16 protein-coding genes are annotated in these 15712 nt (G+C 31.9%); 2 read left to right on the top strand and 14 right to left on the bottom strand.

What is annotated here, in order from left to right:
• Positions 1-58 precede the first annotated feature (58 nt).
• Genes H3U49_RS03445 through H3U49_RS03435 form a run of 3 tightly spaced genes read right to left on the bottom strand, consistent with a single transcriptional unit; the run spans position 59 to position 2208 of the window.
• Complete coding sequence (locus H3U49_RS03445) at positions 59-790, bottom strand: lantibiotic ABC transporter permease (protein WP_198179703.1); 732 nt, start codon at positions 788-790, stop codon at positions 59-61.
• Positions 783-1511: a hypothetical protein gene (locus H3U49_RS03440; RefSeq protein ID WP_198179701.1), complete on the bottom strand. Its 729-nt coding sequence runs from the start codon at positions 1509-1511 to the stop codon at positions 783-785. The genes H3U49_RS03445 and H3U49_RS03440 overlap by 8 nt, the downstream gene beginning before the upstream one ends.
• Positions 1504-2208: a lantibiotic protection ABC transporter ATP-binding subunit gene (locus H3U49_RS03435; RefSeq protein WP_198179699.1), complete on the bottom strand. Its 705-nt coding sequence runs from the start codon at positions 2206-2208 to the stop codon at positions 1504-1506. The genes H3U49_RS03440 and H3U49_RS03435 overlap by 8 nt, the downstream gene beginning before the upstream one ends.
• 733 nt (positions 2209-2941) lie before the next feature.
• Here H3U49_RS03435 and H3U49_RS03430 point away from each other — a divergent pair.
• The gene (locus H3U49_RS03430; RefSeq protein WP_198179696.1) at positions 2942-4294 is read left to right on the top strand and encodes an FAD-dependent oxidoreductase; all 1353 of its coding nucleotides are present in this window, start codon (positions 2942-2944) and stop codon (positions 4292-4294) included.
• A 372-nt stretch (positions 4295-4666) separates the two neighbouring features.
• On the opposite strand, the gene H3U49_RS03425 is transcribed toward H3U49_RS03430, so the two are convergent.
• From H3U49_RS03425 to H3U49_RS10020, 6 genes are all read right to left on the bottom strand, one after another.
• A complete protein-coding gene (locus tag H3U49_RS03425; protein ID WP_198179694.1) occupies positions 4667-6253 on the bottom strand; it encodes an ABC transporter ATP-binding protein in 1587 nt (528 codons plus the stop codon).
• Positions 6254-6669: 416 nt separating this feature from the next.
• Positions 6670-7344 carry an ABC transporter ATP-binding protein gene (locus tag H3U49_RS03420; RefSeq protein ID WP_198179692.1) on the bottom strand — a complete coding sequence of 225 codons (675 nt, stop codon included), beginning with the start codon at positions 7342-7344 and terminating at the stop codon, positions 6670-6672.
• Complete coding sequence (locus tag H3U49_RS03415) at positions 7341-8579, bottom strand: ABC transporter permease (protein WP_198179690.1); 1239 nt, start codon at positions 8577-8579, stop codon at positions 7341-7343. Before H3U49_RS03415 ends, H3U49_RS03420 begins: the two co-directional genes overlap by 4 nt.
• A 965-nt stretch (positions 8580-9544) precedes the next feature.
• Entirely contained in the window at positions 9545-10039 is a 495-nt protein-coding gene (locus H3U49_RS03410; protein WP_198179688.1) for a hypothetical protein, read from the bottom strand.
• A 445-nt stretch (positions 10040-10484) separates the two neighbouring features.
• Positions 10485-10574 carry a putative holin-like toxin gene (locus tag H3U49_RS10025; protein ID WP_081945396.1) on the bottom strand — a complete coding sequence of 30 codons (90 nt, stop codon included), beginning with the start codon at positions 10572-10574 and terminating at the stop codon, positions 10485-10487.
• A gap of 218 nt (positions 10575-10792) precedes the next feature.
• Complete coding sequence (locus H3U49_RS10020; protein WP_366125402.1) at positions 10793-10855, bottom strand: putative holin-like toxin; 63 nt, start codon at positions 10853-10855, stop codon at positions 10793-10795.
• Between the two features lie 636 nt (positions 10856-11491).
• Between H3U49_RS10020 and lepB the strand changes: the two genes are divergently transcribed.
• Positions 11492-12148, top strand: a complete 657-nt coding sequence (gene lepB / locus H3U49_RS03395; RefSeq protein WP_046332697.1) for a signal peptidase I — start codon at positions 11492-11494, stop codon at positions 12146-12148.
• A gap of 48 nt (positions 12149-12196) precedes the next feature.
• Here the strand turns inward: lepB and H3U49_RS03390 are convergent, their stop codons facing one another.
• The 5 genes from H3U49_RS03390 to H3U49_RS03370 form a co-directional block, all read right to left on the bottom strand.
• Positions 12197-12985 carry a hypothetical protein gene (locus H3U49_RS03390; protein WP_198179686.1) on the bottom strand — a complete coding sequence of 263 codons (789 nt, stop codon included), beginning with the start codon at positions 12983-12985 and terminating at the stop codon, positions 12197-12199.
• A gap of 10 nt (positions 12986-12995) precedes the next feature.
• Positions 12996-13520, bottom strand: a complete 525-nt coding sequence (locus H3U49_RS03385) for a hypothetical protein (RefSeq protein ID WP_034981121.1) — start codon at positions 13518-13520, stop codon at positions 12996-12998.
• On the bottom strand, positions 13510-14145 hold the full coding sequence (locus H3U49_RS03380) for an ATP-binding cassette domain-containing protein (RefSeq protein WP_034981118.1): 636 nt from the start codon (positions 14143-14145) through the stop codon (positions 13510-13512). Before H3U49_RS03380 ends, H3U49_RS03385 begins: the two co-directional genes overlap by 11 nt.
• Before the next feature lie 10 nt (positions 14146-14155).
• Positions 14156-14860: a rhodopsin gene (locus tag H3U49_RS03375; protein ID WP_198179684.1), complete on the bottom strand. Its 705-nt coding sequence runs from the start codon at positions 14858-14860 to the stop codon at positions 14156-14158.
• Between the two features lie 161 nt (positions 14861-15021).
• The gene (locus H3U49_RS03370; protein ID WP_198179682.1) at positions 15022-15624 is read right to left on the bottom strand and encodes a rhodopsin; all 603 of its coding nucleotides are present in this window, start codon (positions 15622-15624) and stop codon (positions 15022-15024) included.
• Positions 15625-15712: the final 88 nt, after the last annotated feature.

The raw sequence follows: 15712 nt of genomic DNA, 5'->3' as shown, positions 1-15712 counted from the left end.
CTTGATTCTTTTTATTTACATCAACGACAATGAGCAATTATTTATTTAATTGACATTTCTAATTTTGCCAGTTGTCGAACACTTTTATAATTAACAAAGTTATAACCATAGTTAAAATTAACGGAATAATCATTTCCCAAGCCGTTAGGGTCTGTACTTGACTGCTAATCGTAGCTTCCCAAAAAGCGATTAATCTTATTTGCCATGCCCAAGGAATCACGGGCCAGATAAAATCAAAAAGACTGGTAATGCTTAAGCCTGAGATTACAACACCAAAAAAGCCCAGAATCATGGCACCACCAACATTAAACTTTAATACTATCCATTGTGCTAGTTCGTATTGAATAAGACCGAAAAGTGCAAAAATAAAACTGGTTAGTAAAATTTTAATAAAGGATATATTATTTATCTGAAAAGCAAATCTTAAAATAAAGAAATAAATTAAACTCATTCCGATAATTTCAAAGAAATATAATAACCAATAATAAAATAGCTGCAGCCCAATAGTTACGCCTTTTTTGCCAGGATTAGCCAACCAATTTTTACAATGACCAGCTTTTTCTTCGCGATCAAAAACTAGACCGATAACAATGCTAATAACTAGCGGAGAAATAAGCGCCAGCAATTCGTAAAACGTTATTATCATAACCGATGAGTTTACAATGTTTTTTCTTGTACCATAATAAAATCCCATTAATAATGGATAAACAATTAAAGTTAACAAATGTAAATATAATAAAAAACTCCGCTTAAGTTTAACGTTTTCTGACCGAAAAATATTTTTAAGCATTTTTAATTACCTGCTTCTTAAATGATCTGGCAGCGAGATAACTGAGCAAAATGAAAAGCAGAATAGCTGCTGCTATAATCCAGTAGTTATTTGAACCTGCCACATTATGACTTAGAGGTAATCCGTTAATATTCATTTTTATTAGCGGTACTGGGAAAAGTTCAGACCAGGTAAATGGCCAAATTTTGCCAAGGAAATAACTATTTACTTCTATGCCGCTAAAAATTCCGGCAAAGGCCAATACAATAGTTACATACATATTAGTAAGGCGACTAAGCCAAATATATAATGGAATTTGCCAAAGATTAACTAACCAAATACCCAAAATTGCCAAAAAACATGAAATTAACGAGACACTAATTTCAGAAATAAAATAAAGCAAACTTACGAAAAGAGCTAAGAACAAAGAAGAAACTAATGTTAAAAGTGCCACGTGTAGAATTCTACCCAATTCATAATCAAATAAATTGTAAGGTGAGCTCAAAATCAACTTATAATTCGTGCTATTCTTCTCGTGTCGGTCAATTAGCCCAACAACCAAAGCAAGAAATAAGGGAAACCAAATGGTACTCCACTGATTAATGACACTTTGAATAGCATAACCAGTAGTAGCAAAAAGCACTGTCACTACAATTATTACTAAAAGAGGATAAAGCCACAATAACTGCCTGACAAGTGTTCTTTTTGTTTTTATCACTTCAATAGACAATGAGTTAAGCATTCGTTACACCAGCATTCATTAAAGTATCATTAAATAATTGTTCCAAATTTTCTGTATGATCTATAGTTTTTTCAAGCAAAAGCTGGCCTTTACCGATAATACCAATTTTATCGGCTAAACGCTCGACTTCAGAAAGCATATGACTAGAAATGATAATAGTAATGCCTTCTTTTTTAAAACTAGAAATCAAATTCCGCAATTGCTGAATGCCCAGTGGATCAAGTCCATTTGTCGGTTCATCCAAAATTAACAACTTGGGTTGACCAACTAGAGCTAATCCAATTCCAAGCCTCTCTTTCATTCCCAAAGAAAAATTTTTAGTTAACTTTTTCCCCGTATCGCTAATGCCTACTTTTTCCAGAATTGGTTGTATTTCGTTTTCTTCGACCCCTCTTAAACGACAAACTACCTGGAGATTTTCAGCAGCCGTTAAATTTCCATAAAGAGGTGCATTTTCAATCAGGGAACCAATAGCAGATAAATCCGCTCTAGACCAATCGTGACCAGCAAACGTAATAGTACCGCTAGTAGCGGGTATGATTCCCGTTAAAATCTTCATTAAGGTAGTCTTACCTGCGCCATTAGGTCCTAATAGACAATAGACCTGATTTTCTGGGACATGTAAGCTTATTTGATTGAGTACAACTTGATCTTTAAACTTTTTTGTTAGTTTATTTGTTACTATTAAATCAGACATGTTTTCCTCTTTTATAATAATTTTTGTTGTTAAAATATACTCAAATAGTTTTTAATGCCAAACTATATACAAGCAATTTAACAATATTAAAATCAACTCGTATAACATAATAAAGATGATTATATTATATATAAAAAAGCAGATCAATATATTTTGTAATAGTAGATATCAAAAAGGAGTTTGCTCTAAACAAACAAATTGAGCACACATCTTTTGGCTACACCAATTTCAAAAATTTTCTGATAAGGATCAGATTGGAAGAAAACAAAGAAAATAAATAATCAGTATATTATATACTTTATTCTTTTCATTTACTCTTTATCAACAAAATTTGACAAAGAACTGTTTTTGCCTTTTCTTTCAGATTTTAAAGCAATAGCAAAAGTCGCAATTTCATTTTGATTTCGCATACTTAAATAAACGCTTCTCTTTCTCAAATGATACTCTATTTGTACTACTATTTGAGTATCAATTCTACTCCTTAAGTTCTTTTTAAATAATTTACTTGGCTGTATTTTACTCAGAAATTATCAGCAAATTTTATATTTAGTGAAATTTGTAAAGTCAATTTATATGGTGGTATTAATTTTTATTACTTTATAAATTTTAATATATATACAAATTAGCTATACTGATGCATCTTTGTATAACTGACACTTTTCTTGTGTTACCATAGGATACAATGAAAGTGCTACAAACGCTTTCAGATACTGATAAAAAGGGGATTTTTTCAATGAATCAAAAAGTAGTCATCATTGGTGCTTCTCATCCAGGTCATGAGGCAGCCATCGAATTATTAGACAGATATAAAGATCTTGATGTCACTATTTATGAAGCAAGTGATTTTGTTTCATTTATGTCTTGCGGAATGAAGCTCTTTTTAGAAGAAAAAACTACCGGACAAGACAATGTACGCAATTTTTCACCTGCTGATCTGGAAAAATTAGGCGGTAAGATTATCAATAATTCACAAGCAGTTGCGTTAAATCCGGCAAATAAGCAAGTTACAATTAAAAATACCCAAACTGGTCAGACTGAAGAAGTTAATTATGACAAATTAATCTTGTCTCCAGGAGTTGATCCACTTCAATTACCTGTTCCAGGGGCAGATTTAGACTACGTTTATTTAATGCGGGGTTACAGTTGGGCTAAAAAGATCAATGAAGCTCTTCATAATGATGAAATTAAAAATATCGTTGTGGTGGGTGCTGGTAACGGAATCGCTGCCGTTGAAGCTGGTGTTTTAGCTGGTAAAAACATGACCTTGGTTGATGCCAGCAACCATATTTTGGCTAATTATTTTTCAAAAGACTTTACCGATGTTTTTGAACAAGAAATGCGAGACAAGGGTGTCGATTTAAAGCTTGATACCAAAGTTACTGGTTTTACCAATGATCACCTAGTCCAAACTGATCATGGTGACATTAAAGCTGATTTAGTCATAGTTGCTGCAGGCATTGTTGCTAATACTGACTGGCTTAAAGATACTATTAATTTAAACCAACGCGGTTATATTGAAACAGACGAATATTTGAGGACTAATCAAAAAGACGTTTATGCTTTGGGTGACGCTATTTGGCCACTGTCAATCCCAGCTAATAAAAGGATGCCAATCCCTTCAGCAGTCGCTGCTCGCCACGAAGCAAATTACTTAGTACAACATTTGTTTGAAGAAAAACCAAGCCGTCCATTCCCAGGTTTAGTGGGCGGACAATTACTAGAATTTGGTGATGTACATGCGGTAGTTAGCGGCCTCCCACAAAAATCTGCTGAATTTGCCGGCATTAATGCTGCAACTAGCATCTACATCGATCATTTGCGTCCAGACTTTATTCCTGCAGATGATAATCCGTTAGGATATATTTCCTTAACTTATAATAAGGACACTCATCAGATTCTGGGAGGTTCAGTTATGTCCAAACATGATATCACCGCTCAAGGCAATGTCTTAAGTTTAGCAATTGGTCATAAATTAACATTAGAAGATTTAGCTGAGCAAGACTTCTTCTTCTCACCAAGTTTTGATCGGCAATGGAATATTTTAAACTTAGCCGCACAACATGCGCTAGGTTTACACAAGTTTTAATTAATTTTAATAGGTGCTAAACCTTGTAAAATACCCCATTTTAGTGTCTTACTATGTTTAGTAAATTTAATAAAAAAAGAAGTTTTGCAACTCTTTAAAAATAATTAGCCACTTGATGTGTGGTTAGTTGATGAAGAAATAAAAGACTGTCCTTAACTACGAAATGAGTCCCGAAAGTTTTCTAACTCTCGGGACTCATTTTAATGATTTTCTTTTTTTCTTCTTAATTTGGATTATTTATCATATCACATATTTTTGTAAAAAAGTTTTGATACAACCTTCTATTTTTAAATAGTGACTTAATTATTTTTTCCCATAACTAAATTATCAGAATTAGCAATCAAAATCCGGTATCATTTCACTGCTGTACTTTTAACTAATTGGGATTAGCTGCCTATCTTCTAATTTGTAGGCATGGGTGAACTTACTTTGCAAGTCCTCTGGAATATGGTGATCAATCTCAACCACTGTCAAGTCGGAAGATAAAATCATTTCATGAATTTCATGAGCAGTTTGTGGGTCAAGGGATGCGGTACCCTCATCAATCAGTAAAAAGTTACGATTATATAAAAGGGCACGAGCAATTTCTATACGTTTCTTTTCCCCACCTGACAAGTTAGTTCCGTCTTCTTGAATTACGGCGTCAAGGCCAATCTTTTGCATTAATGGCGTTAAACCCGCTTCTTGAATGGCATGCTCAATCTCTTGGTCAGAAAAGTCACGCCCCAAAGTCAGGTTAAAACGCAAGGTATCATGAAAAATATTCGAATCCTGGTTGACTTCTCCAAAGTAATCAGGCTGAGGAGAAACAACCTTACCATTTGGTTCAACTAATTCCACTGTTCCCTTGTTCGGTTGGATAATATTTGCCATTAATCTGAGCAATGTGCTTTTACCCTGTCCGCTGCGGCCAGTCAGCAGAATTTTATCACCACGATTAACCGTCAAGCTGGCATTTTGAATAATAGTCTTATCCTGATAGCCAAAAGTCACATCATCGAGTTGCAAGTCTTTGAAATTTATTGTCGTCATCTTGTCACTCAGAGTAGATTGTGGTAATTCCTTGATATCAGTCAGCTTTGTTAACAAGGGCTTAGCCGAGTTAATCGTTGTCATTGACCGGTTGATGGCCAAGATAGAATTCACGATCCAAGAACTGGAATACTGAACCATAATAAAGGAAGAAAGAGGCAAGCGCTTGTCTAAAACAAATAAAATACCAATCCCAATGGGCAGAAATGATAAGGTATAAGCCAGAATACCAGCCAGTAAATTGCTCATGGCAATCGTATTTTCCCGTTTCTGTTTGGCTGCAGCTGTTTCAGTAATTGCCTTCTTACCTTTCAGTAAAAAGAAAGGCATCGCATTATAATCCAAGATTAGGTCAATGTGCTTGAGATAATCCGACATAAATCCTGTGTATTTGCCAACACTAGCACTCCAGGCTTTAGAACTCTCCATAACCCGTTTGGCCATAATTTTTGGAGCAATTGCTGAAATAATTGAGAAAAGCATAAAAACAAGAGTCAGGATAAAGTTCGCATTGATAGCCATAGCCAAACATAGCAGCAGGTTAACAATACAAGTGATTAAATTAAATACTTCTTTGACGTAATTATTTTCTACCAACTCTAAATCGTTAGTGACAAATGACAACTTATCAGAAACTGGTCCTTGTTGTTTAACAAAATCGGAAGATAGCAGATCACTGCGCACGTTTTTATTGAAGAGGTAGATGTTCCGATTTAGTGTCCTCTCGTAAAAGTAGCGGGCAACAGTTAATAAGAAAATAATCAGAACAATCAAACAGACTTCCAGAACTACTCGTCTTTTATCACCAGCTTCAACCATGGCAAAGATTTGCGAATAAGACCACGTATTAAAAGGAGTAGCAAGACCTACGATCAGGGTCAACAAAAAACATAGGATTATGCTTTTGTTATCAAAATATTTTTTCATAATTGTTTTTACCTTTCATTTATATTTAACATATTTTGCTAAAATGGTCTTGTTCCATAGAAGCAATATGATTTATCTTGTTTAAATCTTTCCCGTTACTGTTTGTTCTTTTAATTTAATCATAATTTTAATTTAATCATAATTTTATTTTAAAGTATATATTTATTTTCTAGGAGGTAATTTTTAGTGGCTAAGTGGTTATCACTAAAAACTTAAAAACTTCTGCCATTAAAAATAAATTTAACTAGCAGAAGCAATCAGGAGTTGTTTAGTTCAAAAATACTAACGTTTCTATGCTTTAAAATTTAAATATTATATTAAAAATCTTGATTCTAATTACCAAGATAATTTAGGCAAAATAATACACTCAAATTTATTCTAAATTTGAGTGTATTATTAAGACCTATAATTCTTTTTTAGTTTAATTTGGTAATTTTTCTGCTACTTAGTTTATAAACATTATCATGTAATGCCGCAATTTTTTTGTCATGCGTGACTGTCAAAATTGCTTTTCCTTCATCTTTTATTTTTTTAAATAAATCAATGATTGTCTTGGCATTCTCTTCATCTAATGATCCAGTAGGTTCATCCGCCAATACAATGTCTGGATCGTTAATTAAAGCCCTTACTGCAACGGCCCGTTGCTTTTGCCCACCTGATAGTGTACTTGGTTTCCTTTTTAAAAGAGATTCTATGTTCAAATATTTGGTCAATTTATGCATTCTGCTTTTAATTTCTTTTTCATTCCTTGCTTTTTTGGGCAAATAAACTGTTGGTAGCAAGATGTTTTGTTCAACAGAAAGTCTTTGAATTAAAATTGGTTCCTGTAGCACAAAGCCAATTTTTGTGTTACGCAACTGCGACAATTCCCTATCATTACAGAGTGATAGATCTTGTCCTTCAACAATAATTTGACCACTATAAGAATTGTCAAGTGAGCCAATCAAATTTAGGAAAGTTGTCTTACCTTCGCCAGAAGCGCCTATTAAAGCTGTCATTGTTCCTTTTTCTAACGAAAAATCTATGTCCTTTAAAATAGGTTGTTCCTCGAAGTTTTTACTTAAGTGATTAACATATACAGCTTTACTCATAACTTATTCATCATCCTCAGATTTAAAGGTATTTTATTGAATTTATAAATGATTAACATTGATGAGATAGTACCAATTATTAATAATGCTAAAAAGCTTAAAATCATACTAATTGATTCAATTCTAGGAAGAGGAGTTGACAAAATAATCTGAGCATCTATACCAGCTCGGTTTGAAGCTAATAAATAGGCATTTCTCATCACATAGATGGTAACTGGTATAAATGAAACTATTGTAAGTAATAGTTGGTATAAAAACGTTATAATATATAATTGATCTTTTCTTAATCCAAGTGAAATTCTAATGGCGATTTCTTGTCTCGATTCTGACAAACTTTTCCAAATATTCCATAAAAATAGGCTCAGAAAAATAATCAGCATAATTATAGATACTAATAATAACAATAAAACTCTTGGTTTATATTCTGCATAGAAGTCGTTAATATTATCTTTTACTGAAATAAATTTTACTGTAGCAAAAAGATCTTTTTTAATAGTTTTAGATAATTTTAAAGCTTCATTTTTAGATGCATTATAAATCAATAAATCCTGAAAAGCTGAAACTAGTTGAGTTGCATTAACCTGCCTTTTATCTTTATCAGTCAAAGGTCTAAATACAGTCTTATTAAGTAAACGACCTCCATCCATATTATAAACTGATGGTAGCCTCAGATTTTCTTTCAAAATGCCGATAACTTTATAAGTTTCATTTTTTCCATTTGCTGGATTTAAAATTTTAAAAGTGGATCCGAGCTTTATATTTTTTAAACCTGGACCAACAATCGCTGGGATTTCTTTAGTGTCAGCAACATATTCTGAATTTGTAAACAATCTGCCTTTTTGCACTTTAAGAGGATAAAATTTAAAGAAATTACTGTTAATTGTATCTAAATTTATGGATACAGAACTATTAGGAATTTCAGTATTAAATGACCATCTGGATGAATAATGATAGTTGTGATCTATATAATTAAATAACTTTTGTGCTCTCTGATTTGTTTGTTTAATATTTTTCTTATTGAAGTCATAATGCAATTGACTGCTAGTCATCTGATTATTCCCCATAAATACGTCTTTTTTAATTAATTGTTGTAAATCATTCTTACCTTGTAAGACATACAAATTAGAACGGATAAGGGTATAAAAGATAAAGCTAAAAGATATCATAGTAACTAAAGTCAAAAGCACTAAAACCAAACGCTTTAAAAATACATTTTTGATGAATTCCCTATACACTATTTTAAACTCCTACTATTAATCAAGCTTTAATACAAGTAATCACAAGTAGTATACATAATCTGAGCATACTAATCACAATAAACATTAGGCAGACTTTACTTAAAAACAAATAATTAAAGGACATTATTATACATATAAAAAGCACAGATACAGTATTAGTGATTAACAGCAATGAAGGAATTTGATATTTCATTCGCCATATTGTCGATCCAACTATTATTCGTATAAGTTTCTCTTCTTTCATACTTTCATTTAAATGATATATATAAAGAAGAGTAATGGCATTAACAAAAATTGGGATGAATATAACAAGGATATCGCTATCAAAAATCAGCTGCAAAATACCATGAATATCCTTTGGAACAAGATTATTTAAAACATATATTGCAATTACAATGTTATTTAATAATTCAATCAAAAAGCTAAAACAAAAATCGGTTAATTTAAGAACATTTTTAGTCACTAATAAATCAATACCTTACATATATTATAAATAACCCTAAAAAGAGAAGACCGCATCTAATAAAATTAATAATATTCTCGCATCTGTCTCTTAATTAAAATTTTAATAAATTTTATTTAAATTATACAATTATAGAATATCATAAAAGTAAATACATATCCTAGATATTATAAAAAGTTTTACAGAAATTTTTCATTTTATTTTGTAGCTAAAAAAGAAGCCTTGCAAAACAAGTTTTCTTTGAAAACAAGTAATTATCCAAATTTTGATTAATTTTCACCTGCTCTAATTATTAGCAGCAGACTCTGCTTGGGCTTGATCCTCGACTTCTGCTTTTGTGTTACTTGGCTTTAATTTGATGCTATGAACGAACTTGACATCGTTTGTTTTCGCATAGCGATCGATTACTTCAATTCATTAGGTATGCATGGTTACCTATAGATACTTTTAACTCTTTCTCTTGCTAATCCTGAGATGTCAACAACATAATTTTAGCCTACTACCAGCCAAACACTGAATAAATCAAAAAAGTACACGCAACAGCGACAATCATATAAGAAATACGACAAATAATATATAATCTCCTTACTAATTTTGCCCGTTTTGCATTATAAATATAGGGAATACTTGTATAATGCTCTCTTTCTTTTTTAGTTAAATCTGCGTTCATATATATTTCTGCTAACACGTCAACAATGAAAATCAAATTTCCTATAAATAGAATAACAACTTCTGATGTAAAAAAAGCCCAACTTAATAACAGAACAATAGCCGCAATAAACCGGCTGGCCTTTATCATTACCACTTCTCTCTCAATTCCAGGCTTTGCTACAAATTCTACTGTAGAAGCTGCGACTTCTTTTCGTGATTCCAAATTAAGCTTATGCCAAGCTTTTGACTTGAGATAAATAATATATAGCGATGTTATAAATGCAATAGTAAAGAATATTAAAATAATAATTTCGTAAATCAAATCGTAATTCGTAGTATCCATAAAAAGCTCTCCTAGTCTATTATGTTTTGCAACTATTTAAAGGCTTGCGAAGTTTTGATTATTTTAGCAGTTTAAATACTGTAAACTTTTTTGTTTCATACACTATACACTGTCTTAAGCTTTAGCATATCATTTATTATTGATATAACAAATACCCATTGAAATAAAATAATTACAAAAAGTCTAAAATCGATATAACTTCGAGAAATTTTGTGCTCTGCTTTTGTAACTGTTAAAAAGAAGATTATAAATGGCAACATGCAATCCCTGACTCAGTCCACTTGTGCAAAATTAATTCAGTCATGATATAATGTAATTGTAAAGAAAAGAGGTCTTGCGCTAACAAGACCTCTTTGAAAACAAGCAGCCGCTCTAAAGGCGGTTAGCTATGTGAGAAATAGAAGACTATCCTCGACTTGCTAAAGTATGATTGGGACGGTCTTTTTTATTTCTTGTGATTATTGATATAATCTAACAGCACAATAATAAACGTGGCGAATGCCAACATTATTTGTAATGCCTGGTAAACGCTCACTTCTCTTTCTAGCTATGCTAGTCCTATGCTAGTCGCAATCATTACTCAGCTCGTTGTGCAAAATTAATTTAGTCATGATATAATGTAACTGTAAAGAAAAGAGGCCTTGCCACTAACAAGACCTCTTTGAAAACAAGCAGCCGCTCTAAAGGCGGTTAGCTGTCTAGGTAATAGAAGACTATCCCTAACTAGCTAAAGTATGATTGGGACGGTCTTTTTTATTTCTTGTGATTATTGATATAATCCAACAACACAATAATAAACGTGGCGAATGCCAACATTATTTGTAATGCCTGGTAAACGCTCATTAACTGCTTCTCTTTCTAAAAGATTTCGTGCCATAGGCACCATCTCCTTTCCAGATCAACAGCCAACCGCCCTCAAAACAATTTGCTTGAATTCTAAATTAATTATAACAAATACTGTTTGCATATTGAATAAAAGAAGAGCTATATAATTAACTAAACGGCTTGGTGTAAATAACTTTCACTCACCTTAAAGAATCAACAGAATAGTTGGTTTCTTCCAGCTGATGAATTAAAAAGTTAATAGTGAGTTGGCTTTAACGAAACCATTCTAAATACTTTTTACTCTGTTTAATAAATTTCAATTAAGGATTAACTTTCGATATTTAACGAAGCTAGTCCTTTTTGTTTTGTCCTGGGTCTTTTTTAACTGAGACTTTTTATAACTATCCACTTGCTATTTACAATAAAAACAGAAATTAGCCTTATGATCTGATATAGATTATGATCTCCAAAATTAGAAGAAGTTTATATCATCTAAATGAGTTATTTGTTTAATTTTATGTTGGTTTTTAGGTTATTTTGACTTTTAATTATTTATCTGCCTATAATTTATCTATTAACCACAGGCTAGTTATATTAATATGTAATTTTATTTGTAAGGACTTACTTATGGCAAATAATCAGAATAACGAAAAAAATGAGAAAACAAAACAATTTTATGATTTTTTAAAATATACAATAGTCTTATTTGCGATTTTTATTTTAATTAATTTTTTACTGACAAAATATTTAATAGTCAAATGTTCCGTATCTGGTATCTCGATGCAACCAACTTTTGAAAATCAAGAAAGAGTTATAGCTAATCGCAATAGCAAATTGAAACGAAATGAAATTGTCATTTTAAAGGCTCCGGATGAACGTAATTCCTTTTATATAAAAAGAATTATAGGATTACCCGGTGAAACTGTTACTGGAAAAAATAATAAGATTTATGTTAATGGCAAAAAAATAAATCAAGACTATTTAAAACCTGGATTTAAGCTGACGGATAATGAAGACGGTTTTTATGGTACTAAATATTCTTATACTGCTGACTTTTCAATTCGTTCTTTAGCAAGAACAAAAGAATATAAAAGTATTTATTCCCCTTCTCAATTAAAAGAAATGAAAAATACTAACAAAGTTCCCAAAGGCTCGTATTTTGTAATGGGAGATCATAGGAGTGTTTCAAAAGATAGTCGTTATATAGGAGCAATCCCTAGAAGTAAAATTGAAGGTGTTGTTAAATATCGCTATTGGCCACTTAACAGAATCAAAGTATATTAAAAAGGATTAAGTCCAAATTTAGGACTTAATCCTTTTTACTTTCACCTTTTATAACTCTACTAATCGTTTTTCATCCAAATGAAACATAATCATACAGTAAAGTAATAATATTGCAGTCATAAATACCACCACATAGATGTTAGTCATAATTCCAGGGAGTTCACGTAAGAAATCAGCAGGTGAATAACTTATGAGATATGGCAAATGGATAGTTGCGTTCATTAATAATAAAACTATTTGCAAAACTAAACCTGTACACATGGCAGCAAACTTATTTTTAATCCACAAAGAAGTAACCATTGCGAATACAGCGAACAATCCACCCCAAAGAGAAGAAAATATAATTGACAAAATAGCGTGGACAAACGGATGGGAATAATAAAGGGAGACAAACAGCATAGTAAAATTCATAGAACCAATATTAATATTAAGTAAGTTATCGGGCTTAATATTAGGTAATATCATAAACCAAGATAAGAAGTTAAACAGTAAAGGAACAGCGATCACAATAAAACCTGTCATAAATGCGATTTCTAGGTATCCTAACAAGATTTGTTTAATGGACTTCTCCATCTTTAATTTATAAAAATAGCCGTTGGTAAAATCTTCTTTTAATAATGTACTGGCAGGTAAACTTGCTATTAAAGGTAACAAGATAAAAAATATAGTAGGTACAAAAGTAAATCCATCTATTGACATCCACATAGTATAAGGTGAGTTTGTCGCAAAAATATATTTAGACACAGAAACAGCACATTGTACAACGCTAATACTTAACCCTATTGCCAATGCTAAAAATAACCATAATTTATTCAAACGTGACCACAAAAATTTCATTTTATTCTCCCTATTCTAGCAGAAGCGAATATTTGACATAGTGCTTCTTAGTTGGTACCAAGAAACTGAAACGTAATTTTTGATTGCGCATGTCATATGAATAACGCGGAATGGTAAAAAATATTGTAAAAGGCTGCTTGCCGTGCGCTAATGCTTTATCAGGATTAATTCTGTGGTGACTTTTGTCATACAATTTTATTGAGGGATTGCTTATACCATAAGGATTATTTAGATACATATTTTCTATAAAATTAGGATTGTTTTTTTTCTCGCCATAGAATGGCTGGCCAGTTTGACGTATATTAAATTTGACTTTGGCTTGTACAAAATCCTTACTTTTCTTAACTGCAGCTTCATGAACAATAAAGTTAACATGATAGGCTTTTACCAATTCATTTTTGTGAAAAAGCTGTTCTTTAGTCACACCATACTGCTGAGGATGGGCGTTTACCTGGCGGTAGCGATAAAAGCCCACGCAGCCAACTACAATTATTATCACAATGAAGAAGCTCCATAATAATTTTTTATTTTTCATAATTTATTGTTCCTTCTTGTACATATAGCTTTTGCGTGGCGACTTTGTTTACAAATTCATGATCATGCGAAGCAATAATAAAGGTTGAACCTTTATGGTTATACCCATCAATCAATCTGATTAATTTACCAATACTTTCATGATCCAGCGCATTGGTGGGTTCATCCAAAACAATTAACGGATAGGCTCCAAGAAAAGCCTGCGCAATTCCTAATTTCTGCTTCATCCCCAGTGAAAATTTCTTAACTTTTTGTTTAGGAAACCTGGTTAAATCAAAGTATGCCAATAAATCATTAATCTGCTTTTCTTGAATATCCGGATCTAATTTTGCCAGCAAATCTAAGTTTTTATAAGCAGTAAATTCTTCTATTAAACTGGGATTTTCAATTAAAATTCCCGCTTTAATTGGATAAGGCTCTTGGACCTTCATCTTCTTACCATTAACTATGACTTCCCCACTGGTATTTATTAAACCTAAAATTGCTTTTAAGATTAACGTTTTACCAGAACCATTTATTCCTTCTAAAACAGTGATACTGCCTTCTGGAATATCTGCACTAACATCATGCAATAGTGGCCGTCTTTTCACTATTTTTCCTACTTCATTTAATTCAATAAAACTCATTTTTTGCTCCTTACTCTACACTAAAGAAATGGTCAATAATCCCATAAACAATCACCATAATCAAAGTTGCCAGCAATAATAATAAAAAGCCAGGGAAATTAAATCTCAAAATTATCAAGAAATTCAAAGGATTTAATTGCCACTTTAAAAGAGATGTCATTATCAAAAGTGAAGCTGGAATAATCAGACCCAATGCCGAATTAAACTTTCCAATTGTACCTTGCAAAAGAAGCGTCAGATATATTCCCAAAAAATTGTTTATGAAAAGTAGTGGGATCGCCTGCCAGTCAGTTAAATCAAAAAAAGACAAAGAGGGCAATTTAAATAGAGCCGTAACAAGCAACATAACTAAAAGTGTAACAAACACATAGGCAAAAGCTATTACTCCCATTAACAACATAGTGACAACAGTAAAATTTCTCGGTGGAATTTGTAATCCTCTTAGGTGCATAATGGTAGTTTGCCAAAGCAGTTTAAAGCTATTTAATACAATGAGCAGCGGTATCAAGAAATAGACCAGCCACAAAATAAAATTAAAAGATGCGCCTTGACTGGTATCGGCAAAGAAAAGATTAAATATAGAAGTATGTGAACTATTAATTAGCTGCGTACTGAGAAAAATAATTGAAAAGCAGATCAAACTTAGCCAGCAAATAAAACGGAAGCGGATTATTTGCCATAAATATAGTAATTGATTCCAAAACAAACGTTTCATAAAGACCTTCTTTTTAAGAGTGAGGACAGCCGTAGCAATATTAATGATTTAATTTGACTATTACAAATAGCCAGTTTTTGTTTCTTATTTTTTAATTATCGTTTAATTCTATACATTCATAGTACCATTTTAGAATTATTAAAAATAGTAGAATTAGACTTTTAATAATCCGGTTCACTGTAACGGTCAGTAATTAAATAGATAATTAGCATTAATAGCGTTGTAGCTAATAACAGCAGAATATTGTTCTTATTGACACGCAGAAGCATTAAACTATTGAGCGGATTATATTTCCAAGTGGTATAAATAGCCATTATAAGCCAACTAAATGGAATAATTATGCCCAGTGGAGCATTGAAGCGACCGATAGTGGTCTGAATTATCAACAACAGAAATATTCCTAAAAAATTGATAATGACCAGTACTAATAAAGCTGATAATCCGTGAAATTGTAATAGTTTAAAATTTTTTAGCCAGGAAAAATCAGTCACTAAAGTTATGATTCCTCCTGTTAGTGCCACATAAATGAGGGTGATCAATCCCATTAACCCAACATTAACTACAGTGAAACTTAATGGTGAGTATCTCAGACCTCGCAATTGCATTCCTCTTACTTGCCACAATTGTTTAATACCGCTTAAGACTATCAATAGCGGCACTACAAAATAAACAAACCAAAAAACAGGCAAAATAACTTGGTTTGATTTAACAGCTCTAAAATCAACACCCATGAAAAAAATAGGAACTATAGCAGAATTCGGCATTAATTTCAACATCAGTATTACAAAGCTTATTAAGCCTAACCAAAAAAGAAAGCGTGATTTTATTAGTTGCCACAAAAATAAAAATTGG

Origin of the sequence: Lactobacillus sp. W8174, from assembly GCF_016100975.1 — a bacterium.
In the GTDB taxonomy this organism is placed as follows: Bacteria; Bacillota; Bacilli; order Lactobacillales; family Lactobacillaceae; genus Lactobacillus; species Lactobacillus juensis.
The sequence above is the reverse complement of the archived record's forward strand: the minus strand, read 5'-3'. Positions and strand labels throughout refer to the sequence as shown.